Raw genomic sequence first — 23,746 nt, 5'->3', positions numbered from 1 at the left:
CCTGACCGTCACCGCAATCGTCATCTGGCTCCGCGACACCGTCCAAGAGCCATCAGAAACGCCCTAAGTGCAAGGACGGCTTCGTCGCCGATGCGGCATTCGTGGATGGCAGTCACCGGTTTCATGAAGTCTTCGTTGATCTCTACTTCTTACGCAAGATCGTCCGGCCCGGGGGCTTGGTCGTCATCGACGACGACTGGTGGCCGTCCGTACACACGGCCGTGCAGTACTACGAGCGGAACATGGGATGGAAAGTGATCCCCGACGCCTTTCCCGGCGAGACGATCGGCGTCGGGCCGCAGGGCGAACAAGGGGCCCGGTGTAAGGCCTATCGCTTGCCCAACCCCTCGTTCGAGCCTTCTTTCGAGGACTTCTATCGAGACGCCGGGAGATGCCGGCGAGAACCGAGAGCACCATGTCGACGTGTTGATGATCAGCGGCATGGTCCAGGCCGTGGGTCTGATAGCGGAGTTGGTGTTGTGACGGAAGTAGCGAAGGATCTGCAGGATGTCGGGTCGGAGACCGATGGCCCGAGCCTGTGGCGTCAGCGGGATTTCATGCTGCTGTGGAGTGGTCAGACGGTCAGCGAGATGGGCTCGGCGGTCACCGAGATCGCACTGCCGCTGGTTGCGGTCGTCGCGCTCAAGGCGAGCACGTTCCAGGTCGGGCTGCTGACCGCCGCCACCACGGCAGCGTTCGCGCTGATCGCGCTGCCCGCGGGCGCGCTCGTGGACCGCGGCTCCAAACGTTCCATCATGATCGTCTGCAACATCCTTCGCCTGCTGATCATCGGCTCGGTACCGCTGGCGGCCGCCCTCGGCGCCGTGACGATGGCGCAGCTCTACGTCGTCGCTGTCGCAGCCGGCGTGTGCACGGTGTTCTTCGACGTCTCGTACCAGAGTTACGTGCCGTCGCTGATCCGCTCCGATCTCCGGATGGACGCCAACGGCAAGCTGGGGACCACCCAGGCGTTCGCGCAGCTCGGCGGACCCAGCCTGGGTGGGGGACTGGTCGCGGCGTTCGGCGCCGCGGGGGCGATGACGGCCGACGCGATCTCCTACGCGATCTCGGTCTTCTCGATATCCGGAATCAGGACGCGCGAGGAGCCGCCGCCGGCGCGGCGAGCGGACCAGACGTTGCGGAGCCAGATCGCCGAGGGACTGAGATTCGTCGTTCAGCACAAGATATTGCGGAGGGTCGTGGCGTGCACGGGCACCGCGAACCTGTTCAGCGGCATGAGTTCGGCGCTAGCGATGGTCTTCCTCATCCGGGTGCTGCATGTGCGTCCCGCGTTGACCGGGCTGGTCATGGCGGGCGCGGCCGTCGGTGGGATCGCCGGGGGAGTGCGCCGGCCGGCTCGCCAAGAGGATCGGCTCGGCGCGGATCATCTGGGTGTCGATGCTGGTCTTCAGCGCGCCGCAGGTCATCGCGGCGGCCGCTTGGCGCGGCTGGGGAGTGCTGCTGTTGCCGCTGGGCTGGGGCATCGCGTACTTCTCCGGGATGGTCTACAACGTCGCCCAGCTCAGCTACCGGCAATCGGTGACACCGCCGGAGCTGATGGGCCGGATGAACGCGGCCGTCCGCTGGGTCGTGTGGGGCACGCTGCCGATCGGCGGCATCCTTGGCGGGGCACTCGGCACGCTGATCGGGGTGCGGCCCACACTCTGGCTGGCGTTCATCGGTTCCTGGGCGGCCGGTTGGTTCGTGTTCTGCTCCCCGCTCCGCCACATGCGCGACGTTCCCGCACCCGCCCCCGCCGCCGGCGGAACGGGTTGATGGTGGGCGCAGGGTCGTCGCTGAGGCCTATGCATACGGCATGGGCGAGGAAAGCCGGCCGACGATCCCGGCGAGCTGCGCGAGTCGAATGCAGCCGTGTTGCCCTGGGCGGCGGAGCAGGCCGCTGTCGCCGTCACCCTGCCTGCGGCGCGTGCGTCAACTGGAGGAAGCCGGGGTCATCCGCGGATACCGGGAGCTGATCGATCCCGCCACGGTCGGACGCAGCCTGCGGGTATTCGCCGGTGTCCGGCTGATGCGGCACACCCGCGCGAACGTGGTCGCATTCGAGCGTGGGGTCACGCAACTGCCCGAGGTGGTCGCCTGTCACCACATCACCGGCAACTTCGCCTACCTGCTCCAGGTCGAGGTGGCCGACCTGCCCGCCTACGAGGACTTCCACGCCAACCAGTTGGCCAGCCTGCCCGGCGTGGCCACGGTGACCAGCTACGTCACCATGAAGACGCTCTCCGCCGACCCCACATGACACTCCCGTCCCGGCCCCGGTGTGGTCCGACGCAGGGACCGCCGCACGGCTGTCCGCGCTCCGGCCGGCTGCCGGAGCGCGAACGGTGGGGCGATCAGAGACTGATGGTGCCGCGGATGCAGACGGTGGCAGCGCCGCTGACCCAGACGGTGCCGTCCGAATCGGCGGTGATCTCGATGCTCCCGGCCCGTCCCAGCCTCGTGCCCTGGGAGACCCGGTAGGTGGACGGTGCGGCGCCCGTGGCGGTGAGCCACTGCCCGACAGCGGCGTTCATGCTGCCGCACGCGGGGTCCTCGGGCACGCCGACGCCGGGGGCGAAGGTGCGCATCTCGAAGTGGTGTGGGGACCCGTGGGGGTGGGCCCCGATCGCGCCGACCATCGCGGTCGGGATGAGGGAGAGGTCGGGTTCGAGGGCGAGGACCTCCTCGGCTGTGGGCAGTTGGACGACGGCCCAGCCGGGACCGTTGTCGACCCACTGGTGGGCCACGACTCGGTCACGCGTGATGCCGAATGCGGCCATGATCTGGTTCAGATAGTCGTCGTCGAGCGCGCCGTCACGCACACGAGGCGGGGCGGCAAAGGACAAGGTGTTCTCGCCACGGCGCACGGTGACCAGGCCGGCGGCGCACTCCTGCACGACACGGTCGGCGTGCTGCGGCAGGCCGCCGCCGTCCAGCCAGGCGCGCGCGGAGCCGAGGGTGGGGTGTCCGGCGAACGGCAGCTCGCCCTGGGGTGTGAAGATCCGCAGCCGGTAGTCCGCCTCCAGGGCGGCGGGGGGCAGTACGAACGTGGTCTCGGACAGGTTCGTCCAACGCGCCAGGCGCTGCATCTCCTCATCGGTCAGGTCCGTCCCGTCAAGGACGACCGCGACCGGGTTGCCGCGATAGGGGCTCGTGGAAAACACGTCGACCTGTACGAACGAGCGTGTGCGCGGCATCGTCATCGAAGGCCTTTCAAGCGGCTGCAGCGGATTCTGCGCGTCCCGCCCGTCGGCGGAAGCAGCTCCATCCCAACGGGCGCCCGGACGGCCAGGACAGGGCCAGTCACAACAAAGTGGATTGATCGGCCGGGACGTGAGGAAAAGTCGTACACGCGTAGTGGCCCAGGGCAAGCCGTTTGCAGCCGGCTACCGCAGGCGCTTGCGCCCGCGGTAGCCACGCCTTCGATCCTGACATCCGCAACCGTCCCTCTTACCGCGTGCCGGAGGGTGTGACCAGGAGGCCGCCGACGAAGGTGTGGGTGGGGTTGAGGTCGCGCAGGGCGTCGCCGGGGCAGCGGGCGGGGTTCCGGTCCCAGATGGTGAGGTCGGCGAGGCGGCCCGGAGCAAGGGTGCCGCGGAGGTTCTCCTCGCCGCACAGTCGGGCGGCCCGGACGGTGTGCAGGGTGAGGGCCTCGTCGTAGCTGATGGCGTGTTCGGGGCCCTTGACGCCGATGACGGTCTGCCGGGTGGTCATGCCCCACACGGAGCGCATGGCACCGAACTGGCCGACGGGGAAGTCGGATCCGGCGCTGACCTGGGCGCCCAGGTCGATCCAGCCGCGGGCAGGGAAGAGGCGGGCGACGCGTTCCGGGCCCCAGAAGCCCTCCTCCACCTCGGCGGTGTCGTGAAGCAGCGGCTGCTGGATGGTGACGGGGATGCCCAGGGCGACAGCGCGGGCGCGCTGTTCGGGGCCTGCCAGGCCCCCGTGCTCCATCACCAGTGTGCCGGCGGCCAGTCCGGGGTTGCGCTGAAGGACGTGTTCGTAGACGTCCAGGAGGATGCGGACCGCGCGGTCGCCGTAGGCGTGGGTGCCGACCCCGCGCGCTCACCCAGTGGTTGAGCCCGTTCGGGTCGGGGGACAGGGCCACGATGCGGTCGCCCCGCACCGCCAGAGCCCGCTGCGGCATCTGGCCGGGCACCAGCGTGTGCACCGCATCGGCCCGGATCACCAGGTCGGCTCCGTGATCAGTCATCGTCTTCTCCATGCCATCTCGAAATCGTTCGGCCGCGTCCTCGGAGCCTCGGGGCGTGCCGTCGCAAGCTGCGCCGTTCCCTGGCGGCACGCTGTGCGCCGCCGGCGTCCGCAATCACGCGTACTTTGCCGACCTGAGCGGGTCTGCCGGTGGGGTCGGCCTGTCGGCTGGTGCCGCGGCTCATCAGGCGGCGGTCGAGGACGCTCAGCAGGGTCCGCGATCGTGGTCGGTTCAGAGGCTGCCTGGGCGGATCAGACCGGTGCGTTTGACCCCGGTCAGGATGGGGGTGACCTCGATGGTGGAGACGTGTTCAAGGGCGCCGATGGTGTCGCTCAGGAAGTGGTAGAGCGCGTCGAGGTCGGCTGCGGCGACGGCCACGAGGAGGTTGGCCGGGCCGGTGGTGGCGGAGGCGAAGCGGACTTGCGGGTGGCGGCTGAGCTGTTGGCCCGCCTCCTCCAGGCCGCCGGGTGCGACGGTGATCCACAGGAGTGCCTCGGTGCGGATACCCAGTCGGGCGAGATCGACTTCGGTCGCGAGTCTGAGGACCTGGTCGCCCACCAGTGCCTCCAACCGGCGGCGGGCGGTGAGGGGGGTGGTGTCGGCGCGGCGGGCGAGATCGGTGTAGGAGGCTCGTCCGTCCTCCATCAGCGCGGCGATCAGCTGGTCGTCGACGGGTAGAAGAGCGGGGCGGGTGGATGCGGCAGGTGTGTCTGGCCGCAGGCCGGCCAGCTCGGCTTCCGACAGCAGGCCGCCGCTCCAGTTGAAGGCGGCTGGGAAGACCCGCAGCAGGACATGAGAGGTCCACGACTGGACCGCGGGGGTGGCGGGAAGATCGCGCAGCAGCAGGTTGTTGCGTGCGTCCGGCCCGTCCAGGAAGAGGATGGTGCAGATTTCGTCGCCGCCGCCGAGGACATCCACCCAGATGGTGTCGGGGCGACGGGCCAGGGTTGCGGCGATGGCGCCGATCCGGTTGGGCCGGCACCGGATGCGCAGGGCCAGCGGAATCACATCAGGGAACCACACGGGATTGCGCACGGCTGTGGCACGCAGCGTTCCGTCGTGGAACAGCGGTGCCGCCCGCCGCACCACGGTGCGCTCCGAGAGGCCCAGGACGCGGCCGACCGTGCGCCACGAGGCGCGCGGGGAGGCCAGTATCGCGGCGGCGATCCGGCTGTCCGTTTCACTCAGGTGATGGCGTACTTTCTCCATATCCCGAGATCCTATGTCCTAAATTCGCGCTTAATGGTGCTCTTTCTGGCTCAGATGGATGCTTCTGAATAGAAACGAATCAGAGCAACCGAGATGAGAGATCAGAGCAACCGAGATGAGAGATCAGAGCAACCGAGATGAGAGATCAGAGCAACCGAGATGAGAGAGGTGAGCACGATGGCGGGTAGCGAGGGCCGGATCGTGGACACGGGCCGCGGCAGGGTCAAGGGGGTCGCACAGGGCGAGGTGATCTCCTTCCGGGGAATCCCTTATGCCGCGTCGCCCGTCGGGGAGCTGCGTTTCGCGCCGCCGCGGCCGCACCCGGGATGGACCGGGGTGAGGAAGGCGGCGCAGGCCGGACCGGCTGTCCCGCAGGCGGCCTCCCGGCTGGAACAGGTGATGGGGCACCGCGTCCCGGACTGGAATGAGGACGGCAGCCTGACCGTCAACGTCCACAGTCCGCTGCGGGCGTTTGAGGGCGGCGCGCCCCGCCCGGTCCTCATCTGGTGGCACGGGGGCGGCTTCACCAGCGGCTCCGCCGGATGGGACTGGTACGACGGGGGTCGGCTGGCGGTCCTGGGCGGCATAGTGGTGGTGACCGCGAACTACCGGGTGGGCCCCTTCGGCTACCTGTACCTCCCGGAGATGGGCGCCGCCAACCTCGGCCCGCAGGACCAGGCTGCCGTGCTGCGCTGGGTGCAGGACAACATCGCCTCCTTCGGCGGAGACCCGCGCAATGTGACGGTCGGCGGGCAGTCGGCCGGAGCTTACTCGGCCCTGTCGCTCGCGCTCGATCCTCGGACGACGCAACTCGTCACCCGGGTGCTGCTGGAGAGCGGCCCGTTCGGCCTGGCGCCACAGGAGCCGCAGGACGCGGCCGAGAACGCCGAGGCGTACCTGCGGCTGCTTGGCGTGCCGGGTGGCGCGGACGCCGCACGGGCACTTCGCGCGCTGCCCGTTGAGCGGTTGCTGTCCGCCTACGGCGAGCTCGCGGGGCGACTCGCGCGTCTTGGCAACGTTGCCCCGCCGATGTATCCGGTGCTTGGCGGCCCTGGTGTGCCCCGCGCCTGGCAGCGGACGCTCGCGGACGGCGCCCTGGACGGCAAGGCGCTGCTGATCGGTACCACCCGCAACGAGGCGACGGCCTTCTTTGCCTTCGACCCGCGCATCCAGAATCTCTCCTTCGCCGGCGCGCTGGACATTCTGACCCGCCAGATCGGCGACCAGGCCCACGAAGTCTACCAGCGGCATGCCGCCCGGCTTCCGCAGGCGACGCCGGCGCAGATCTTCACCACGGTGCAGACTGATGAACTGTTCCGCAACAGCGCGTTGCAGATCGCCGACCATCACGCGGCCGGCGGCAACGCGAGCTACGTGTACCAGTTCGACTACCAGCCGGCCGAGGACGAGCATGCCTTGGGCGCCACTCACTGCGGCGAACTGCCCTTCCTCTTCAACACCTTTGACGCCTACCCGGACAGCCCGATGCTGGGCAAGCCCACAGACACCGATCGGGCCCTGGGACACACCTTCGCGACCGCGGTCGCCGAGTTCGTCACGACCGGATCGGTGAACGACTGGCTGCCCTACGCGCCCGCAACGGCCGCCCGCATCCGGCACTTCGGCTGAGACGGGTGACAAGCATGAAGCGCATTTTCCGCCGTGCGACCATGCCCCACTGTGCCGAGTTCCTCACCCTGCCGGCAACTGAGCAGCTTCCCGCACCCGCATGCACCCCGTCCGGGAGTCGGGCAGGTCAAGCCAGTCGCCCCGTGCGAGCTCCTGCCGCTCCTCTGCGCGCCGGTACAGGTGCATGCCGCGCGCAGCGGACCGGCCGGCAGCCGGGCAAGGCCGTTCCTGTCGGCGCGCAGGGCGCTGAGCCATGCACCAGGCCGCCCGTCGAGGTGCCAGGCGGCCAGCAGTGATAACCACTCCTAACAAAATGAGGCTTCTGGACCTCCGGGAATGACGGTGTGTCAATTCTTGCCGATGCTGGCCGGAGGGGGTGCGAGCCAGTCGAGACGACGAAGACCGCTGCTAGGCAGGCGATGCGCCCCAGGGGATGGCCTGCTCGATGCGTCAGAACGCATACGTGGCAGTCGGGCCCGCGCAGCCTCACATCCGGGATCTCAGCACGTCGACCTCACAGCCCGGCGCGAAGGGGTCGAAGCCGTGCTCGATCAGCCAGCGAACCACCAGCAGGCTTCGCAACGACCACCACGCGTGGATCACGTCGAGGTCGATGTCGATGCCATAGCCGGCGATGACGTCGTCGAGGTGCTCCTCGTGTCCGAGCGTGAAGGTGGCGAGGTCGTACAGGGCATCACCCTGTCCCGCCTCGGACCAGTCGATGATGCCCGTGACCTCGTCACCGTCGACGAAGACGTGCGCGATCTGCAGGTCGCCGTGCGTGAACGCCGGAGTCCACGGCCGGAGCGCGGCCTCGGCGACCTGGCGGTTGCGGGTGACCAGGTCGGCGGGCAGGACGCCGTTCGTCACGAGCAACTCGCACTCGTCGTCGAGTTCCGCCGTCAGCGCGACGATGCTCCGGCCGGCCTGGCCGGGCCGGGGCGGCAGCGGCGCGTCGTGCAGCTTTCGGATGGCGGCGCCCGCCGCGGCCCACGCCGCCGGTGACCCGGTCGACGGCCCGCCGAGGCGCCCAAGCGTCGTCCCCGGGAGTGCAGCCATCGCGAGCACGGGCGGCTTACACCACAGGACCTCCGGGGTCGGGACCGGCGCCAGGGCCATCGCCTCGACCTCGACGTCGATGCGCGCCTGATCGGCGTCCACCTTCAGGAACACGTCGCCGACGCGCAGGGTCGCGCGCTCGGAATGGGCGACGACGACTTTGACCTCATCCATGGGCGACCAGTATCCCGGGGATGACCGCCGACGTCGCCGGGTTTATCGCGTGCGATTACGCGGCTGACCGCGTCCCGCTACCCGGCGACCTCGTGCACGACACCGACCGCTGGCCAGGTCAAGCCCACCACTTTTGTTAGGAGTCCTAAGCCCAGAAGCACCCCCCGACGGCGGTGACCGTGCTCGCAACGAACTCAGAACGGCGGTTCTTCAGGGATGGGCAGGTGGGCCAGCAGCCGGATGTGCCATTCGCGTCGGCCCACCCAGCACCGTCACGCCTCCATCTCCGGGAACGGACCCTCGGTCCACCAGCTGCCGGTGCCATGGCAGTCGGGGCAGCCGACGCGTGCCGGCGGGGACAGCCAGATGCCGTGCCGGGTAGCAGCCAGCTACCAGGACCACCGCTCGGTATGCGGCGATGGCTGCGGCGAGTGCGACGGGCACGGCGGTCACGACCAGCACGGCGGTCCGGGCACGTACGGGCCCCTTTTCTCAACTGATATGGCGATCAAGGGAAATGGGGCGCTACCGTGAAGCGGGATGGCGAGCGACGGCAACGGGGACCGTCGGGGAAGCTGCCAACCCAACTGACTGCCCGGGGAGTTGTCCCGGGGGCCGAAGGCGCGATTTCGAGCGTCCCTTGGGGGAAGGGCGCCTCGGCGAAGATGAGTCCTGACGCTAGGTCTCAGCAGGCCATCGCAAGGTGGTCGAGCTGAGGCTGCCTGCCCTGCCGATGGTCGACCACCCTTACTGAAGGGTCCGACCAGTGCGATTCTCCCCCTCAGCCACTCGGGCGCTGCTCGTGGTGCTGGCGTTCGTCTCATCAGTGCTCGCCGGCGTTGTGGCGGGCGTTCTCTCCTACGCGAACGGTGCCCTTGCGCCGGGTGCCGTGCTGTACGGCGGTGGAGCGCTCGTTGCGTGGATGACGCTGAGCCTCATGGTCATGGGCGCTCTTGGCTGGCTCGATGGCGCAGACTCTGGAACCTCGTCGGCCTCCAGGCAGAACGTAGGTAGCTGAGACGCGCCGGTTGCGGTCGTTGCGCCCTCTATGGAGTACGCGGCGGCGAGACCAGACCGTCTCGTGCGGATCAAGCGGCGCGGCATGGGAGCTGCGCTGCTGCCCGTTCTCCAACTGGTCATTGTTGTCAGGGCTGGGTTCGCCTCGGTGTTTGCGAGGGCAGCGGGACCTGCGGGTCATGGCCCCTCATGTGCTGTGGCAGCGATCAAGTACAAAGGTGCAGGTCGCACATGGAATCAGAGGCGTCCGCAGCCCCCGGCCCTCAGACGGGGCGTCAGCCTGCAGTGTTCGTGTAGATGGCCGTCGACTCTTCGAGAGGCAGGCGCCAACACCGCCCCCGCGATCGCTGCTACACCACTCGGTGGGACGCGATCCCAGGCGGCGCGCGACTCAGAGGAGACCGCCACCTCTGACGGAGTGGCGGTAACACTCACATCATTCCTGCTCTGGGCAAGATGCGTTTGAAGAGTTCCGGACCACGCTCGAACGCCAGCGAGACGACGCGGCGGCCAAGGGACAGGTTGCCCGCGAGCAGATCTTCGATGGACTGCTCAGCCGACTGGACGGAGAAGCGTCCTGAACTCCTCCGCACACCGACGATGCAGCTCGGTCAGTGCGACGACCAAGGCAGAAGATGGATCACCCCAACCGAGGTCTCCTCGATCGGCGAGGCATAGACGGCGCGGACTGCCCAGCGGCCGGGCCGAATCGGGACAGGCGCTTGCTCCGGCAGGCCACCGCCGGCCGGGTACTCGACACCCCGCTCGGCCCCGGCTGTCACAGAGTCCATGAGCACCGCCTGGCTATCCGTCTCCCAGACACCGCATTCCTCCCACGCGGTGGTGGGGTCAGCAAGCACCGCCTCGGCCGCGGCGATCAGATCGGCCTCGCAGTTGGCGCCCAGCCAGCGGACGAACGCTTGGTGCTCCGGGAGATAGCAACTGCTGGCGGGCTCGTCCGCCAAGACAAGTCCTTGGGCGCCTTCCTCGCCGACGGCAATCACCCCGGCCAGACCCTCTACCTCGCAGGCGCGGTCATAGTCGTCCCGAACGTTCCCGTCGCCGACGACCATCCCCGACTCTGTGCAACCACGCCACTGGGCCAAAGCGGAAACCGGCACTGCTATCAGCGGGCCACCCATCGACTCGACCCAGGCGGGGGAAGGTTCGGCTGAGCAGGCTGTGGTGGACGAGGACGTCTTCACGACGCCAGTATCCCCGCGGCCACTGACAACGAGCCATCGAGCTGATCAGCCCGACCTGTGACTTGACGTCGAGACCCGCATCGGCGAGTGGGACGCTCAGGATGACCGGCTCTGCGCGGCGATCGTGGACCGGCTCACCTTCGGCGGCAACATCATCGAGACCGGCACCGACTCCTACCGCCTCGCCCATGCCAAGACCCGTCAAGACGGCGGATGACCGCAGGCCATCACCGCCATCACCGCACCGGATGCCCTACCGGCCCGGGCCTGCGCCGACACGGTTCAGCACCTGCCCGGCCAACTCCTGCGGCGACAGTTCGCCGTCCAGGAACACCGTGTCGCTGGGCAGGGTGTCGGCTGCGGCCATGCACGGTTCGATCCTGTCCCTGCACCAGCGTCGGACCCGCTCGTCCTGCTCGGGGTCATCCGGGGTGAAGTTTCGTCCGTCGATCCGCTTTTCCAGGGCCTCTCGGGAGACCTTGAGGAAGAAGTGGTGGAGGGTGATGCCCGCCTCCTTCAACGCGTTGAAGATCTCACCGACATACCCGGGGTTGACCAAGGTCATGGGGACCAGAACCGGGCGGTGGTACTCCTCGACCAGACCCACCGCCAGGTCGGCGACTTGCCGACGCCACAGCCTGAGATCCTGGAAGTCGCCGGTCGGCACCTCCACGATCTCCCGCAGCACATAGCCGACCATCTCCGGGTCATAGACGAGCGCCTCGGGCCAGCGCGGACGCAACTCGTCCACCAGGGTGCTCTTCCCGCTGCCGAACGCACCGTTCACCCAGACGATCAACGCGATCCTCCCCGCCCCGTCGCCGTGCCCGCGTGTCGCGCCCGGCATATCGAATCAGCATGCCGGGCGACTTGGGTGGGGCCAAATTCCATTGGCGGATCATGCCCGAAAGATCGCCAAGTAGTGCCGAATCCCACTGGGCGGATTCGCCTGATCATCGCAACTCGTGAATCACTCGATTGTGGCGAGGGGCTGAGCGAAGAGCTCCTCGGGCGTTTGCCATCCAAGGACCTTGCGGGGACGGCCGTTGAGTTCGGCGGCGATGTAGGCGAGGGCTTCGGTGCTGTAGAGCGACAGGTCGGTGCCCTTCGGGAAGTACTGGCGCAGCAGGCCGTTGGTGTTTTCGTTCGAGCCGCGCTGCCAGGGACTGGCCGGATCGAAGAAGTAGACCGGGATGTTGGTGGCGCGGGTGAACTCGTCGTGTCGGCCCATCTCGCTTCCCTGATCCCAGGTCAGTGAGCGGGCGAGCTCGGCGAGCAGGCTCGCGAAGGCGTGCAAGAGGGCGTCGCGGACGTGCTCGGCTCCCGTCCGTCCGGCAGGTGTAGGAGCTTGACGTAGCGGGTGGTGCGGTCGACGAGGGTGCCGATGGCCGATCTGTTGCCCTGGCCGACGATGAGGTCGCCCCCCTCGTCTGGAGCTCCCGCGGCTGCTGTTCGCCGACTTCGACCCCTTCGTACGAGCCATCGTGGCCCAGCCGTTCCTGCTGAAGACGGCGGTGGAGGGGAACTTCCGTTTCCCAGCGGGTACCGCCGACGAGCGCGCGGTCAGAACCAGTGCAGGCAGTGCGGGGAGCGCTCGCCGCGGAAGAGGGCGTCGGCGAGGGTGGCCGCGCCCAGGCGGTGGGCCCGGATGTGTCCGGCACGTACGAGCGTGCTCGGGGCGGTGCCGCCGAGGTAGACCGAGCCCAGGTCGCTCACGTCAAGGGACAGGTCGGGCTCCCGGTCCGTCGGGACGCAGTCGGCCTTCCCGTCCCGGACGGTGAGCAGGTAGCGGCCGTGCTCGCCGAGGAACGGGTCGTCGACGTCGAGGACGAGCTCGCCGTCCGTGAACCAGCCGCGCGTGGTCAGCGCACGCGGGACGTCCAGCAGCCGTACCCAGAGCCAGTCGGTGTCGTCGTTCACCTGGGCGGCGCGGAAGTCCGCGAGCTGCCAGCGCAGCGGGTGGTCGGGCGGGACCTGCTGGAACACGACCTGAGTGACCAGGTCGTGTTCCAGCAGGAACCGGGCCAGAGCCGTGTAGACGGCGTCGTCGATGGCGATGGTCTCGTCGACCGTCAGTGTCGGGGACTCGCCGATCGAGTAGCTGGCGTACCCGTCCGGGACGCCGTCGGCGTCACGGTGGACTGCGATGTAGCGCGGCGCCGGAGAGACCGGAGGCTGCCCCGCGCCCAGGGCCCACCAGCGGTGCGGCCGGGACACCGCGCCGGGCTGTGCGCGGCGGTACCGGTCGTAGACCTCTTCCAGGATCTCGCCGCACTCGGCACGCCGCAGCAGCTCGATCGAGCTGGTCGCCGGGGCCTCGCCCGTTCCGCGTGCCCGCGGGAGGGCGAAGGCGGCCTGGTGGCGCGGCACCGTCAGCCGCTGCGTGTACGTCGCCGGTCCATAGCCGAACCTGCGGTAGATCAGGGCCTCGGACGCCAGCAGTACGGAGAGCAGCTCCCCTCGGGCCCGCAGCTCGGTGAGCTGATGTCGCATCATCGCGCTGGCCACGCCCTGGCGTCGGTGCGAGGGCAGGACGCCGACGGCGGTCACCCCGGGGGCCGGGACGAGGATCTCACCGGGCAGGGTGAGCTCGAAGGAGTACGCACCGGCGGTGCCGACGGACCGCCCGTCCGCCGTCACGGCGAGCAGGTTGCGGTCCATTTCGAACGCCGACCAGAAGACCCCGCCGCCGCCCTCGGTCGGGGATTCCGGGAAGCGTCCGAACGCGGCATGGAGTGTGTCGACGAAGACCTCGAGGTCCTGGTCGGTCGTGGGACGTATCTCCATTGCTGCCGCTGCCTCCCCAGGATGCCGGCACCACGACTTGCGGTGTCGCGCCACAATGCGGCGTCGACCCCTGGTTGGGTCAAACGAATTATGGCCGGGCCCGCGGCCGGTCACAGCAGCGCCCGGTCCCAGCGCGGTCCCGGGGGTGGCGGAGCGGATGGTTGCAGAAGGCGTCCACAAGGAAATGCCACTGGCAGGGTGGCCGGCGGGCCTGAGCTGAGCGATCGAATCGGGATGCGCTGGTTTGCGGGGCAGTTGCATACTCGCCGCATGGCCTTGTTCTCCCGCCGGTTCCGGGATCCGCGCAGCACCGAGTACGACTTCATCAGCTCAATCATGGTGCGATGCCCCGGCTGCGCGAAGGCCGCACGCGTCATTCCAGCACCCGAAGACCCCGGTCGCGGAGCTCGGACACTGTTCCGGCCGCGGCGTCTGGTCTGCCGTGGTTGCGGACTGTCACGGGTGTGGAGCGGCCGTCTTGTCGCGCTCTCCCGTGGCACAGCTCAACCCGCGACGGATCCGTACTTCGGTATGCCGCTGTGGCTACAGGTGGAGACCCGGCATGGATGGTTGTGGGCGTACAACCTCGAACATCTCGACCTGATCCGCCGTTTCGTCCAAGCATCGCTGCGGGAACGAGCGCCCTGGTACGACACCGGACAGCAGATGACTTTGGTGGCCCGCCTTCCGGCATGGATCAAGCGAGCGAAGAACCGAGACGAGATCCTGCGTGCCGTCAGTCGGATCAACGCCTCACTGGTTGCCGCCTGAGCTGCCTTGCAGCATCCGAACACTCGAATCTTGATCTCTGGTTGTGCTGTTCAGCGGACGTGCGGGTGGCCGCCGTCTGGTCATGTGTTCCGGCCAAGGTGCACGTGACCGCGCAGCGGACGCCGCCACTCTGACCTGCGCACGCGGAGGCGCTGATGCCGCCGTGGCACATCGTCACGATCACGTGACGCCCTCGCCCCGATGCGTGGTTCCCCTCAGGCGCCGGGATGAAAGACAGCTGCTCAGGTCTGGCATTGCTTCGTGGACGCGGGAGACCAGCCGCTCCACGCAGCGCCGTCGGCCCGAGCATGCACTCGGATCTCGACCCTCACGGGGGCGCATACGCGGGTCGTGCTTCCCACTTCGACAGGGCCGATCTCCTGACCCGCCCCGACGTAGGCGCGACCGGTGCCAACTTTCGCCCAGGAACCACCATCGGGACGCGAAAATGCTTCGTAAGAGACATTCAGTCCCTTTGTTCCCGTGTTGCGTGCCTTGATGTACGCCGTCATCTCCCGTGAGGGGAAGGCGCCGACAGATCCCCGCTGAGCGCTGATGCAGCCATTGACGGCTACACGGCCGGTCGATACACCCCCGCCACAGGCGATCCCTACTGCGTGAGCGTTGGTCGGAATTGCCAGCATGGTGAGCGCGGCTGTGCCCATGACCATTCCGGTACGCCTCAATTGCAATGCCCTATCCCCTCTTCGAGTCCCTTTACTCTGAAGAGACCATGGCTCGCCTTGGAGCGCGGCATGCGGTTTCATCGAGTTCCCACCCAAATGGGCGTAGGTGGCCCGTCAGTGGCGGGACGCCGGCGGATGACGACGCATTCGACGCCCAACGCACCCCCGTGGCTCCCCGTGCTACGCCGCTGCGGTGGACTGTCCGGGCAGCTGTCGGGCCTTGTTCGGCTGGGTTCAGGACCGCCGCCGCGGCAGCGGGTTCCGTTTCTGCAGCACCGACTTCGTCGGCCGTCAGGCTGAGCGCCGTTCGCCGCACGTGGTCGGCAACCTGTTCTTCTGAGCCCCAGGGTGGGGCCACTTCCACCACAGCAGAGTGCGGCCGCGCGTGGCGTTCACCCCGCAGCGTCCTGCTTGCGGACGTTGATCTATTGGGCGGTGGATCAGGCCCGTGTGGTGTGGCGGATCCAGCGCTGGATGGTGGCGTTGATGCTGTCGGGCAGGGCGCTGAGCTGATCGATGGCTTCGCGGTCTTCGAGCCGGGGAGGGACGCCAGCCGTGGTGAGGGCGGCATTGAGGTCCAGGCGCCTTCGGTCGCGCGGGCCGATTGCGGTGTGCAGGCGCTGGGCGGGATTCGGTGGTGGCAGGAGGTGGTCGTCCGTCGTGGCGTGCGGGGCGGGATCCCACCCGGTGGAGCTGGGCTCGTTGTGGGCGGAGGAGGCGGTGAAGGTCTGTGCGGTGCCGGACTCGAAGGCTGAGGCAGTCACAACGATTCCTTACGTGAGAGGTATCGGTTCTGCATGCCAGGAGTCGGTCCGAGCAGGGGATGGTTGCGGGACGGGCCCCACGTCACGCGGATGGCGGCATCGGCAGCTCATCCGCCTGTCGCATCAACACTCGGGCCCTCGGCGCGTTTGGGGACTCACCGGCCCTGCTCCACCAACCCGGCCCGCTCCCGGTGCAGTCGACTGTCGCTGCAGGCGCGACCATCGCTTGCACACCCCGCCACCACGCACCGGCGCCTCGCCCATCACCACAGCCCGCCTCGCGGCGCCGCCAAACAGCGAGCATGCGCGCAGCCTAGACCCACCCACCAGCCCAGCCTCCATCGCTCCACGCTGTAGAGCAGCAAGTGCAGCGAGGGCAACGGCGGGGACGCCCGCCGCGATGTCCGTGGGCGTCTCTCAATCGTCGGGGCGCTGGGGTGTGTCGAGTGCCACTTTCGCTCTGTACAACCAAATCGTTGATCTCCAATCGTTACGCCAAGAGACACTAACGGGCTGGTAAAGCCTGCAGGTTGTGGGCTTTGATGTCGGCTCGGCGCGACCGGCATCGTGGACGCGTCCATGGATACATAAGGGTGGGAACCAACGTGAAGTCAGCTCTGGGACGCGTCGTGGTCGGCATCGGTGTGACGGCGGCGCTCACCGCGACGGCCGCATGCGGTGGGCAGGACACCGACGACAAGAGCAGCGGGTCGAAGAAGCCTGCCGCCAAGGCATCGCCCGCCGCCCAGGAGGCCCTGAAGCCGCTCACCGAGGCGCAGTTGACGAAGGCTGCGATCACCAAGGCGGACGTGAAGGGCTACCGCGTCGGCGACACACCCGACGATGAGATCCCGGAGGTGAGCGTGCCCGCGAAGCCCGCCACCTGCCAGGCCATCGCCGACATGTTCCTGCTCGGCACCGAGCCCAACGCCACGGCCCGTGTGTCCCGTTCGCTGACCAGCCTGGAGCGCACCGACGGCACGCTGCTGCGGATGGGTCTGCTCGCGCACAAGGAAGCGGACGCCAAGAAGGTGGTCGCCGACCTGCGGACCCAGAGCGAGAAGTGCAACTCCTACGAGCACACCGACTACCAGTACACCGGCGTCAAGCCCCTCAAGGCTCCTGACTTCGGTGACGAGGCGGTGTCGTACACGATGACCAGTGACATCGACGGCGACAAGATCCCGGTGACCTACTCCGTCGTGCGCAGCGGCTCGACCCTGGTCGTCTTCTACGCGATGAACGCCCTGGGCGGAAAGGCGCCAGAGGTGCCGGCCGCTGTCATGGAGGCGCAGGTCACCAAGGTCGAGAAGGCCGCCTAACAGGACCCGGTTCGACATGAACCAAGGGCCCCGCAGGCAAGCTTGCGGGGCCCTTCGCCATTTGCTCCCCTCGGCGGGCTGTGGGCGGACCCGGCAGCTGCGCCCCGACCCAGCGGGGATTCGGTCGCGGAGACAGGTTCGCCCGTGTGACGACCAACATCAGCCCCGATGTTGAAGGCGCGCCCATCGTCTTCTTCTTCACGGAGTCGGTCATGGCGATCACTGTCCGCCGCTACGTCAACGCGTCCAGCTGTCATGACAGCACCCCGACCTCTCGCCCAGCGGCCGACAGATCGGGGCGCAGCTTCGTTCGGAGTTGCACCTGTGCAACGGGACGCGGTCAGCTTCGGGCGACGCGCGACGCGCAGTTCTCGGGGTTCAGGGGCGGTCAGGCCAGGTTCCGGTCAGCTCGGCCGGTGGTGGAGCAGGGTGGCCCGGAGGTCGTTCTCGGTGATCTGGTCGGCGGGGCCGTGGAGTGTCCAGCGTCGGGCCTTGCCGTCCATGGGCAGCACCTCGACGACGGTTTCCAGCGGTGGGTAGCCGAGTTCGCCACAGGCGAGTTGGCGGATCATGACGGCCGTGTCGTCGTCCAGGCCGAGCAGGACGCGCACGAGGTCCCTCAGTTCGCGGAGGTGCGGGCCGGGCCAGGCGATTCCTGGGCGCGGTTCCAGGTACATGGGAGATCTCCTTGGTTCCGGGAAGGGTGGCATGCGGCGCAGACAGCGCCGGTGAGGTCGATGGTGCGTTCGGCGGCGAAGCCGATGCCGCGAGCGATGCGGCCGGCTCGCCTCTCGACGATGTCGGTGTCCGCGTGCGGGATGTGGCTGCAGCCGCGGCACGTCCGGGAGTTCACCGTCTGCTCGGGCAGCGTGTGGCAGATGGTGGTCAGTCCGAGCGAGGGGGCGTCGGCACGCAGCAGGGCGTGCCGTGCCTGGGCCGACACGAAGTCCTGGCAACCGGTGAGTACCGCGCGGTCGCCCTGCGCTGCCTTGTCGTCCTGTCGTGGTGGCTCGTGCGGCGGTGTGTGGCTTTGCCGGTCCCGCCGCACCCGGGCCCGGACGCCGGCATCTCGGCGGATTCACGGTGGTGGTTCAGACGGGTGGTGTGCGGGTGGTGGCCCGGTTCCAGTTGGGGGGCCTGACGGGTGGTCGGGCGGCGCGGTGTTGTCTGATCAGGGTCATCTGCCAGATCGCGAGGAGCAGCACCGTGCCGGTTTCGGCGAGGAGGCTGAGGACGGCTTGTGGCGCAGGCTGCAGACCGTGCTCGGCGAATCCGAACACGCCTACGGTGCGTGAGGCGGTGAAGCCGCCGAGGGCGCCGAGCGCGACGCCTGCCGCGGCGGCCGTCAGCAGCAGGGGTGGTGTCCCCACCAGCAGCAGGGTGGCGAGGGCGAAGGAAGCGGCGGCCTGGAGGAGGAACAGGGGGCCGATGATGTGGACGAAGCGGTACTCGTCGACGTAGAGCTGGGCGTGGATGTATCCGCCGGCGGCGAGGGTTGCGGCGGTCGCCGACCGCAGGGCGGGGGCGAGGAGTCTTCGGGCGTTCATGCCAGCCTCTGATCCCTGATGGCCAGTTCGCGGTCGCCTTGGCGGTAGCCGACGCTGCGGATGCCGAGTGCGCCTTTGAGCTGCCGGGCGGGGACGACCTGCGGGGTGGGGGCGAGGGCACGGCCCGGTTTGGGCAGGGGGTACGCGGTGGTGGTGGCGGAGTGGAAGGTGATGTTGCCCTCTGTCTTGGTGAACAGCTGGTGGACGTGCCCGTTGAGGCAGGTGACGGAGGAAAAACGGCGCAGGAGGGCGATGACCTTGAGGGCGTCGTCGGTGCTCCAGCCCCACTGCGGATACATGGCGAACAGCGGGATGTGGCTGAAGACCACGATGGGGGTGTCCGACGACAGTCCGGCGACGTCCTTGCGAACGAAGTCGATCTGGTCGTTGCCGAGGTGGCCGAGCTTTTCCAGTCTCAGGGTGTTGACCAGGGCGATGAAGTGCACGCCGTGGGTGTCGAAGCTGTACCAGCCGTCGCCGAGCGTGCCCATGCCGAAGGTCCGCCGGTAGGCGCGGCCCGCATCGCCGATGGAGTCGTGCTCGCCCGGTACGGTGAAGACGCGGTCCGTCTTCATTCCGGCCATCATCTGCTTGACCTGGTCGAACTGCCCGGTCGTGGACAGATGGGTGAGGTCGCCGCTGTGCATGACGAAGTCCGGTCTGAATCCGAGTGAGTTGACCTGGTTGATCGCTTCGGTGAATGAGCCGGCCACGTCCATGTTCGCCGGGCCCTGGAACCCGATATGGCTGTCGGAGACCTGCACGAACCGCAGCGCGCCGCTTCCCGCTGCGGCGGCCTCGGCGGCGGTCCCGGCATTGGTGTCCCGGGAGTCCGCGATGTGGCTGATCACCTCTCCACTGGCCACGGTCAGCACCACCGCGCCGCCGAACCACCCTGCGTGCCGCAGTAGTTGGCGCCTCGTCATACCGTGTTCCGTATGGGGTCGACCGGCGTCGTCGGCCGGTGCTCCGTCGTGACTGTCGTAGTAGTCGGTCATCAGGCCACCTCCACGGTGCCGGTCATGAACGGATGGATAGCGCAGAGGTAGGCGTAGGTGCCTGGCTTGCTGAACGTGTAGCTGTAGGTGGCATGGGTGGCCATGGCGGCGGAATGCAGCGAGCCGCCCGATCCGGCACTGGTGACGGTGTGGGCGTCGGTGTCCTGATTGGTCCAGGTCACAGTCGTGCCCACTGTGACCTTCAGCGTGGCCGGGGAGAATGCGAAGTTCTTGATCGCCACGGCGTTCCCGGCCACCGGCGCGGCCGGCGCGCCGGTGGCCGAGGGGCTCATGGGCATGCTCATGCTGGGCATCGGCGAGGCACCCGGAGTGGAGCCCGCCGTGTTCCCCGGCCCCGTGGCACCGGGCATCCCGGCCGTCCGGCGCTGACCCGGACCGGGTGTGATGACGCCGGCTCCGGTGGACGAGGAATGCGAGGACTGGCCGCATGAGCTGACGAGCCCCAGCGCGCCGGCGGTGGCGACGGTGGCGACGGCCAGTCCGGCCGCAGCCCGTGATCGCCGGCCGGGTGTGCGAAGGTTCAGGTACATGGTGTCCGTTCCTCACTGGTCAGGCGGAGACGGGGACTGCGCCGGCTGGGCGTAGGCAACCGCAGGGATGTGTGGTGGATGCCGTGTTCATGGCCGCAGGCCCCTCGCGGCCCCGGCGAACGAGCAGTGATGCTGCATGCCGGCCGCTCGCCTCGACGTGCCCCGCGCATCCGCCCTTGCATGCCGCGAAGGTGCAGGCGGCGTACGGCAGTTCCCCATGCGGGGGGAGGGGGCGCGAGTGACTCGTCGCGGGCCAGGCTGTGCCCGTACGGGTCGTGCGCACCCTGGGCCGGGTGGAGTTCCGCCCTGGTGGTTGCGCGGCTCTCGGTCGCTGTACGCGTCGAGCGCTGCGCAGAGCGGTCGCCGTGGTGTGCGCTGGGCACGGGTCGGGGCTGCGCGGTGGCACCGGCTTCGATGCGCGGGGGTGGGGCGAGCGTGGTCGGCGCCAGGAGCGCGTGCGTCGCGTGGTGTATCTCCGTCACCTCTGATCCGTCCTTTGTCGCGTGGGGAATCGATGAGCAAGTGCGCGTAAGTTGGCTCTCGTGTGGCTCTCGTGTGGCTCCACGGGCGACAGGGCCCCCACGGTTCGACCTATATGAACTTTTTATGGGAATTCTCGGCATCGCCCCCAGATCACCCCGTCTCTCCCCCAGGTGCTGGGCGCGCATGATCCTGGCGGTGTCGTGAGGCCTCGCACGGAGTGCCGCCCGCGGCGCTCGCAGAGTGTCACCCGCATCGCGCCGTGCGTTGGAGGACAAAGCAGTACATATGCGCGATGATCGTCTTATGTCCTGGAGTCCCCGAAAACGTGGTCCAAGGACCGATCCGGATCGCTCCGCGCACCGTGTCTCTGGTAAAGGGACCCTTTCGACCGCGGATGAGGAACTGCTGCGGACCCTTTACGCGGAGCACGCAGGGCCCCTGTTCCACTACGCGCTGCGACTGACCTCAGGAGATCGGCAATGGGCGGAGGATGTGGTGCAGGAGACGCTGCTGCGAGCGTGGCAGCATCCCGCCGCGTTCGACCCCGCACGCGGCCCGGCCCGGGCATGGCTGTGTACGGTCGCCCGGCATCTGGTCATCGACGCCCACCGGGCCCGGCAGGCCAGGCCGGCCGAGGTCGGCGGCGACGTGCTGGAGCGAGCCGCCGAGCAGACACCGGGCGAGGACGAGATCGAGCAGGCACTGCAGAGCTGGGCGGTTGCCGACGCCGTCCGGACACTGTCCCCGGACCACCGCGCGGTGCTGCTGGAGACCTACTACAGGGGCCGGACCATGGTGGAGGCCGCACAGGTGCTGGGCATCCCGCTGGGCACCGTGAAGTCACGCACGTACTACGCCCTCCATGCCCTGCGACTGGCGCTGCAGGAACGGGGAATCGAGCCATGACCGCGGCGTGCAGGAGGTGGCGACCATGAGTGCGGAGCACGACGCCCTCAGGCTGGCGCTGGGAGGATACGTCCTGCGGACGCTGCCCTCGGCGGAGATGGAACAGGTGCGCGTCCACCTCGCGGAATGCGATGAGTGCCGAGCCGAACACGCCCGGCTGGCGGGACTGCCTGCGTTGCTGGCGACGGTGACCGCTGCCGAAGCCGCGGGCCGGACGGTGCCGACGGCCGACGGGGACCTGGCCGACCGGCTGGTGGCACGGGCAGCCGAGAGCGCGCAAGGCTCCTCGCCCCCACGGCCCGCCGTGCCTGTGGTACCGCAGGCACCACAGGCCGGTGTGCTGGAGAGGCTGCTGCAGCAGGCCGCGGCCCGGCGCCGAAGGACCTGGCGTCTGCAACTGGCCGGCGCCGCCGCCTCCCTGATGTTCATCGCGGCAGCGGTCGGCGGCACATGGCTGGCGGCTGTCGGAACCGTGGGCAGTCAGGCGACGCCGCCCGGGCCGACCGCGCCGACTGCCTGGCGCACCTTCTCCGGAAGTGACCCCACCACCGGCGTCTCCGCCTCGGTGAAGGTCTACCCCTCTGTCTGGGGCAGTGTCCTGCAAGTCTCCGCCAAGGGCGCGCCCGCCGGAATCACCTGCCGGCTGCAGGCGGTCGGGCCCGGCGGCGCCAGGACGGACGTCGCCACCTGGCGGGCAGGCGAGTACCCTCACGGCACCACGATCCCAGGGGCGGTCGCCATGTCCCCGGGAGACATCGAGCACTTTGAGATCCACGCAGGCAACGGTCAGAAGCTGGTCACCATCCGGGCGTGAGGCGTAACCGGCCGACGTCACCACGCCGTACGGCTCCGGGATCCGCGAGATCGTCCGACAGGAGCGCCCGGCAGATGAGGGCGGCGGCCCCGGAGGGCGACACCGGCGCCTCTGTGGCCGAGGGGCTGATCGACACCCCGCCCGCGGAGACGGCGGCTGGTCGCAGCGGCTGCCACCGGCCGGGAAAGGGCACCATCGCGGCCGGGCTGATCGAGGTGAAGGCCGTCCGGGTGTACGACCAGCGGGTCGAGGGGCGGGGACAAGGGGTCATCCGCGCGATCCGGCCGCTGTGGAGCCGCACGTCCCCGGGCCGGTCGAGTGCTTCGGCCGCTTCGCCCGAACAGCCTGTCATCGGGGGACGGTGTCGGCGCCGGGGCAGTTCTGCGGCTCGGTCGCGGGGCTGCCGCTCCCGCACGCGGCTTCGGCAGTGGCAGGCCGGCCACCCGGCGCCGGGACCCCTCGGGCGCCGACTGCGGACATGGGTGGGCAGGCACGGCCATGCGGGGGCCGACGGTATCCACCTCAGCCTCCGCCAGGAGGAGACCCGGCGCCCAGGTCCTTATCGCGGCGCGCCGACGGTTTTGGGAGCTGCTCACCCTCGCCGCCGGCTCCACGAACCGGCCTGTTCCTCAGCCGACTTGATGCGTGAATGCACCGACGATCGGGCGAGGGGACCGAGCTGCCGGTGCCCTGCCCGGCCGAGTACGGCATCGATCGAGCTCTGGCAGAGGCGAGTGGGCTGAGCCAGGCCATCGGCATGGACGTGACCCGCAAGAAGTCGAGCAAAAGGTGCGAATAACTCGAACCGTTCGGCATGCGTCGCCCGTGGAACTGAATGAGCGCGCCCATGCAGGACCCGGCCCACCAACCTCCCCGAGGTTGTTCGCGGTCTCCCCCGTTCCGGTCTCCGCACATCCACAGAAGAGACAGAAGACCATGTTTGTGACCGATTCCCTCCGCCCGAGTTCACTGCTCGGCCAGGCCCGCCGCCACCAGGCGCTGCTCACCCTGCCCGCGCAGGAGGCGCACGTCTCCGCCGCCCGCCACTTCGCGGCCGATCTGCTGGAGACCTGGAACGTGCCGGCAAGCGAGCGGGACTCCGCCGTCCTCATCGTCGACGAACTCGCCACCAACGCCGCCCAGTACGGGCGCGAGCGCATGACCCTGCTGCTCGTCCTCGACCACGGCACTCTGCACATCGTGGTCACTGACTCCGGCATGGCCGTGGAGCGCCATCGCCCCGAGATCGCCCCCGACGAACACGGCCGCGGCACCAGCATCGTCCAGTACCTCGCCCAGTCGACCGAGGTCCACCAGACGCGCAGCGGCCGCGAGGTCCGCGCCTGCCTGAGGTGTTCGGCATGACCGACCCGGGCGTTCCGCACGAGCTGCGGTCCCCTGCCAGGGCCGGCACCGCAGCACGGCGACGCGTCACCGGGGGCGGCTGCGGCGCCGGCTCACCCGACGATCCCGCCGAGTGGGCCTTCGCGACCCACAAGCCATGCCCCATGCACGGCTGCCCGGGCCCGGCCCAGCTGCCCATGCGGTCTGCGGCACACCCACCGGACCTCGATCACGGCGACTCCGACCACGACACGGTGCCGTGTCGAC

At 68.9% G+C, this 23,746-nt stretch carries 22 protein-coding genes and 2 pseudogenes; 10 read left to right on the top strand and 14 right to left on the bottom strand.

Features of this window, described 5'->3' with window-relative positions:
• Nucleotides 1-242: 242 nt before the first annotated feature.
• A complete protein-coding gene (locus IEY95_RS50715) occupies nucleotides 243-1,976 on the top strand; it encodes an MFS transporter (protein WP_373294486.1) in 1,734 nt (577 codons plus the stop codon).
• Complete coding sequence (locus IEY95_RS17470; protein ID WP_268240471.1) at nucleotides 1,865-2,260, top strand: Lrp/AsnC family transcriptional regulator; 396 nt, start codon at nucleotides 1,865-1,867, stop codon at nucleotides 2,258-2,260. Before IEY95_RS50715 ends, IEY95_RS17470 begins: the two co-directional genes overlap by 112 nt.
• 94 nt (nucleotides 2,261-2,354) lie before the next feature.
• Here the strand turns inward: IEY95_RS17470 and IEY95_RS17465 are convergent, their stop codons facing one another.
• The 3 genes and pseudogenes from IEY95_RS17465 to IEY95_RS17455 form a co-directional block, all read right to left on the bottom strand.
• Complete coding sequence (locus IEY95_RS17465) at nucleotides 2,355-3,197, bottom strand: PhzF family phenazine biosynthesis protein (protein WP_189186920.1); 843 nt, start codon at nucleotides 3,195-3,197, stop codon at nucleotides 2,355-2,357.
• 253 nt (nucleotides 3,198-3,450) lie between these two features.
• Nucleotides 3,451-4,044 (bottom strand): annotated as a pseudogene (locus tag IEY95_RS17460) (amidohydrolase family protein); the annotation flags it as partial.
• Between the two features lie 400 nt (nucleotides 4,045-4,444).
• On the bottom strand, nucleotides 4,445-5,422 hold the full coding sequence (locus IEY95_RS17455; RefSeq protein WP_189186919.1) for an Lrp/AsnC family transcriptional regulator: 978 nt from the start codon (nucleotides 5,420-5,422) through the stop codon (nucleotides 4,445-4,447).
• 177 nt (nucleotides 5,423-5,599) lie between these two features.
• On the opposite strand from IEY95_RS17455, the gene IEY95_RS17450 reads away from it, so the two are divergent.
• Nucleotides 5,600-7,051, top strand: a complete 1,452-nt coding sequence (locus IEY95_RS17450) for a carboxylesterase/lipase family protein (protein WP_189186918.1) — start codon at nucleotides 5,600-5,602, stop codon at nucleotides 7,049-7,051.
• Nucleotides 7,052-7,537: 486 nt separating this feature from the next.
• Here IEY95_RS17450 and IEY95_RS17445 read toward each other — a convergent pair whose 3' ends face one another.
• Together IEY95_RS17445 and IEY95_RS17440 are read right to left on the bottom strand one after the other, a co-directional pair.
• On the bottom strand, nucleotides 7,538-8,284 hold the full coding sequence (locus IEY95_RS17445) for a phosphotransferase family protein (RefSeq protein ID WP_189186917.1): 747 nt from the start codon (nucleotides 8,282-8,284) through the stop codon (nucleotides 7,538-7,540).
• A 1,628-nt stretch (nucleotides 8,285-9,912) separates the two neighbouring features.
• Nucleotides 9,913-10,443 carry an Imm21 family immunity protein gene (locus IEY95_RS17440; protein ID WP_189186964.1) on the bottom strand — a complete coding sequence of 177 codons (531 nt, stop codon included), beginning with the start codon at nucleotides 10,441-10,443 and terminating at the stop codon, nucleotides 9,913-9,915.
• Nucleotides 10,444-10,585: 142 nt separating this feature from the next.
• Between IEY95_RS17440 and IEY95_RS17435 the strand changes: the two genes are divergently transcribed.
• On the top strand, nucleotides 10,586-10,723 hold the full coding sequence (locus tag IEY95_RS17435; RefSeq protein WP_268240476.1) for an ATP-binding protein: 138 nt from the start codon (nucleotides 10,586-10,588) through the stop codon (nucleotides 10,721-10,723).
• 36 nt (nucleotides 10,724-10,759) lie between these two features.
• Here the strand turns inward: IEY95_RS17435 and IEY95_RS17430 are convergent, their stop codons facing one another.
• From IEY95_RS17430 to IEY95_RS17420, 3 genes and pseudogenes are all read right to left on the bottom strand, one after another.
• Nucleotides 10,760-11,305: a P-loop nucleotide/nucleoside kinase family protein gene (locus IEY95_RS17430; protein ID WP_189186963.1), complete on the bottom strand. Its 546-nt coding sequence runs from the start codon at nucleotides 11,303-11,305 to the stop codon at nucleotides 10,760-10,762.
• Nucleotides 11,306-11,476: 171 nt separating this feature from the next.
• A pseudogene (locus IEY95_RS17425) lies at nucleotides 11,477-11,928 on the bottom strand (IS30 family transposase); the annotation flags it as partial.
• 141 nt (nucleotides 11,929-12,069) lie between these two features.
• The gene (locus IEY95_RS17420) at nucleotides 12,070-13,293 is read right to left on the bottom strand and encodes a GNAT family N-acetyltransferase (protein WP_189186916.1); all 1,224 of its coding nucleotides are present in this window, start codon (nucleotides 13,291-13,293) and stop codon (nucleotides 12,070-12,072) included.
• A gap of 234 nt (nucleotides 13,294-13,527) precedes the next feature.
• Here IEY95_RS17420 and IEY95_RS17415 point away from each other — a divergent pair, with 234 nt between their 5' ends.
• Nucleotides 13,528-14,064 (top strand): hypothetical protein, encoded by a 537-nt coding sequence (locus tag IEY95_RS17415; RefSeq protein ID WP_373294481.1) that lies wholly within the window; start codon nucleotides 13,528-13,530, stop codon nucleotides 14,062-14,064.
• 1,126 nt (nucleotides 14,065-15,190) lie between these two features.
• Here IEY95_RS17415 and IEY95_RS49075 read toward each other — a convergent pair.
• Nucleotides 15,191-15,514, bottom strand: a complete 324-nt coding sequence (locus tag IEY95_RS49075) for a hypothetical protein (RefSeq protein WP_229703054.1) — start codon at nucleotides 15,512-15,514, stop codon at nucleotides 15,191-15,193.
• Nucleotides 15,515-16,119: 605 nt separating this feature from the next.
• Between IEY95_RS49075 and IEY95_RS17405 the strand changes: the two genes are divergently transcribed.
• The gene (locus tag IEY95_RS17405; RefSeq protein ID WP_189186915.1) at nucleotides 16,120-16,836 is read left to right on the top strand and encodes a hypothetical protein; all 717 of its coding nucleotides are present in this window, start codon (nucleotides 16,120-16,122) and stop codon (nucleotides 16,834-16,836) included.
• 404 nt (nucleotides 16,837-17,240) lie between these two features.
• On the opposite strand, the gene IEY95_RS17400 is transcribed toward IEY95_RS17405, so the two are convergent.
• From IEY95_RS17400 to IEY95_RS17385, 4 genes are all read right to left on the bottom strand, one after another.
• Nucleotides 17,241-17,513, bottom strand: coding sequence for a hypothetical protein (locus tag IEY95_RS17400; RefSeq protein WP_189186914.1), 273 nt, complete (start codon nucleotides 17,511-17,513; stop codon nucleotides 17,241-17,243).
• Between the two features lie 414 nt (nucleotides 17,514-17,927).
• On the bottom strand, nucleotides 17,928-18,383 hold the full coding sequence (locus IEY95_RS17395; protein WP_189186913.1) for a hypothetical protein: 456 nt from the start codon (nucleotides 18,381-18,383) through the stop codon (nucleotides 17,928-17,930).
• On the bottom strand, nucleotides 18,380-19,381 hold the full coding sequence (locus IEY95_RS17390; RefSeq protein WP_189186912.1) for a metallophosphoesterase family protein: 1,002 nt from the start codon (nucleotides 19,379-19,381) through the stop codon (nucleotides 18,380-18,382). The genes IEY95_RS17395 and IEY95_RS17390 overlap by 4 nt, the downstream gene beginning before the upstream one ends.
• A complete protein-coding gene (locus IEY95_RS17385; RefSeq protein ID WP_229703088.1) occupies nucleotides 19,381-19,575 on the bottom strand; it encodes a plastocyanin/azurin family copper-binding protein in 195 nt (64 codons plus the stop codon). The genes IEY95_RS17390 and IEY95_RS17385 overlap by 1 nt, the downstream gene beginning before the upstream one ends.
• On the opposite strand from IEY95_RS17385, the gene IEY95_RS49070 reads away from it, so the two are divergent.
• From IEY95_RS49070 to IEY95_RS17375, 3 genes are all read left to right on the top strand, one after another.
• Nucleotides 19,568-19,771 carry a hypothetical protein gene (locus IEY95_RS49070; protein WP_229703092.1) on the top strand — a complete coding sequence of 68 codons (204 nt, stop codon included), beginning with the start codon at nucleotides 19,568-19,570 and terminating at the stop codon, nucleotides 19,769-19,771. The two genes, IEY95_RS17385 and IEY95_RS49070, sit on opposite strands and share 8 nt — an antisense overlap.
• Before the next feature lie 947 nt (nucleotides 19,772-20,718).
• Nucleotides 20,719-21,321, top strand: coding sequence for a sigma-70 family RNA polymerase sigma factor (locus IEY95_RS17380; RefSeq protein ID WP_189186911.1), 603 nt, complete (start codon nucleotides 20,719-20,721; stop codon nucleotides 21,319-21,321).
• Between the two features lie 25 nt (nucleotides 21,322-21,346).
• A complete protein-coding gene (locus IEY95_RS17375) occupies nucleotides 21,347-22,135 on the top strand; it encodes an anti-sigma factor family protein (protein WP_189186910.1) in 789 nt (262 codons plus the stop codon).
• Here the strand turns inward: IEY95_RS17375 and IEY95_RS17370 are convergent.
• Entirely contained in the window at nucleotides 22,119-22,487 is a 369-nt protein-coding gene (locus IEY95_RS17370) for a hypothetical protein (protein ID WP_189186909.1), read from the bottom strand. The two genes, IEY95_RS17375 and IEY95_RS17370, sit on opposite strands and share 17 nt — an antisense overlap.
• Nucleotides 22,488-23,077: 590 nt before the next feature.
• Between IEY95_RS17370 and IEY95_RS17365 the strand changes: the two genes are divergently transcribed.
• A complete protein-coding gene (locus IEY95_RS17365; RefSeq protein ID WP_229703052.1) occupies nucleotides 23,078-23,500 on the top strand; it encodes an ATP-binding protein in 423 nt (140 codons plus the stop codon).
• Nucleotides 23,501-23,746: the final 246 nt, after the last annotated feature.

This window comes from Streptomyces albiflavescens (assembly GCF_014645835.1).
GTDB classification, from domain to species: domain Bacteria; phylum Actinomycetota; class Actinomycetes; order Streptomycetales; family Streptomycetaceae; genus Streptomyces; species Streptomyces albiflavescens.
This window is presented reverse-complemented; position numbering and strand designations above follow the sequence as displayed.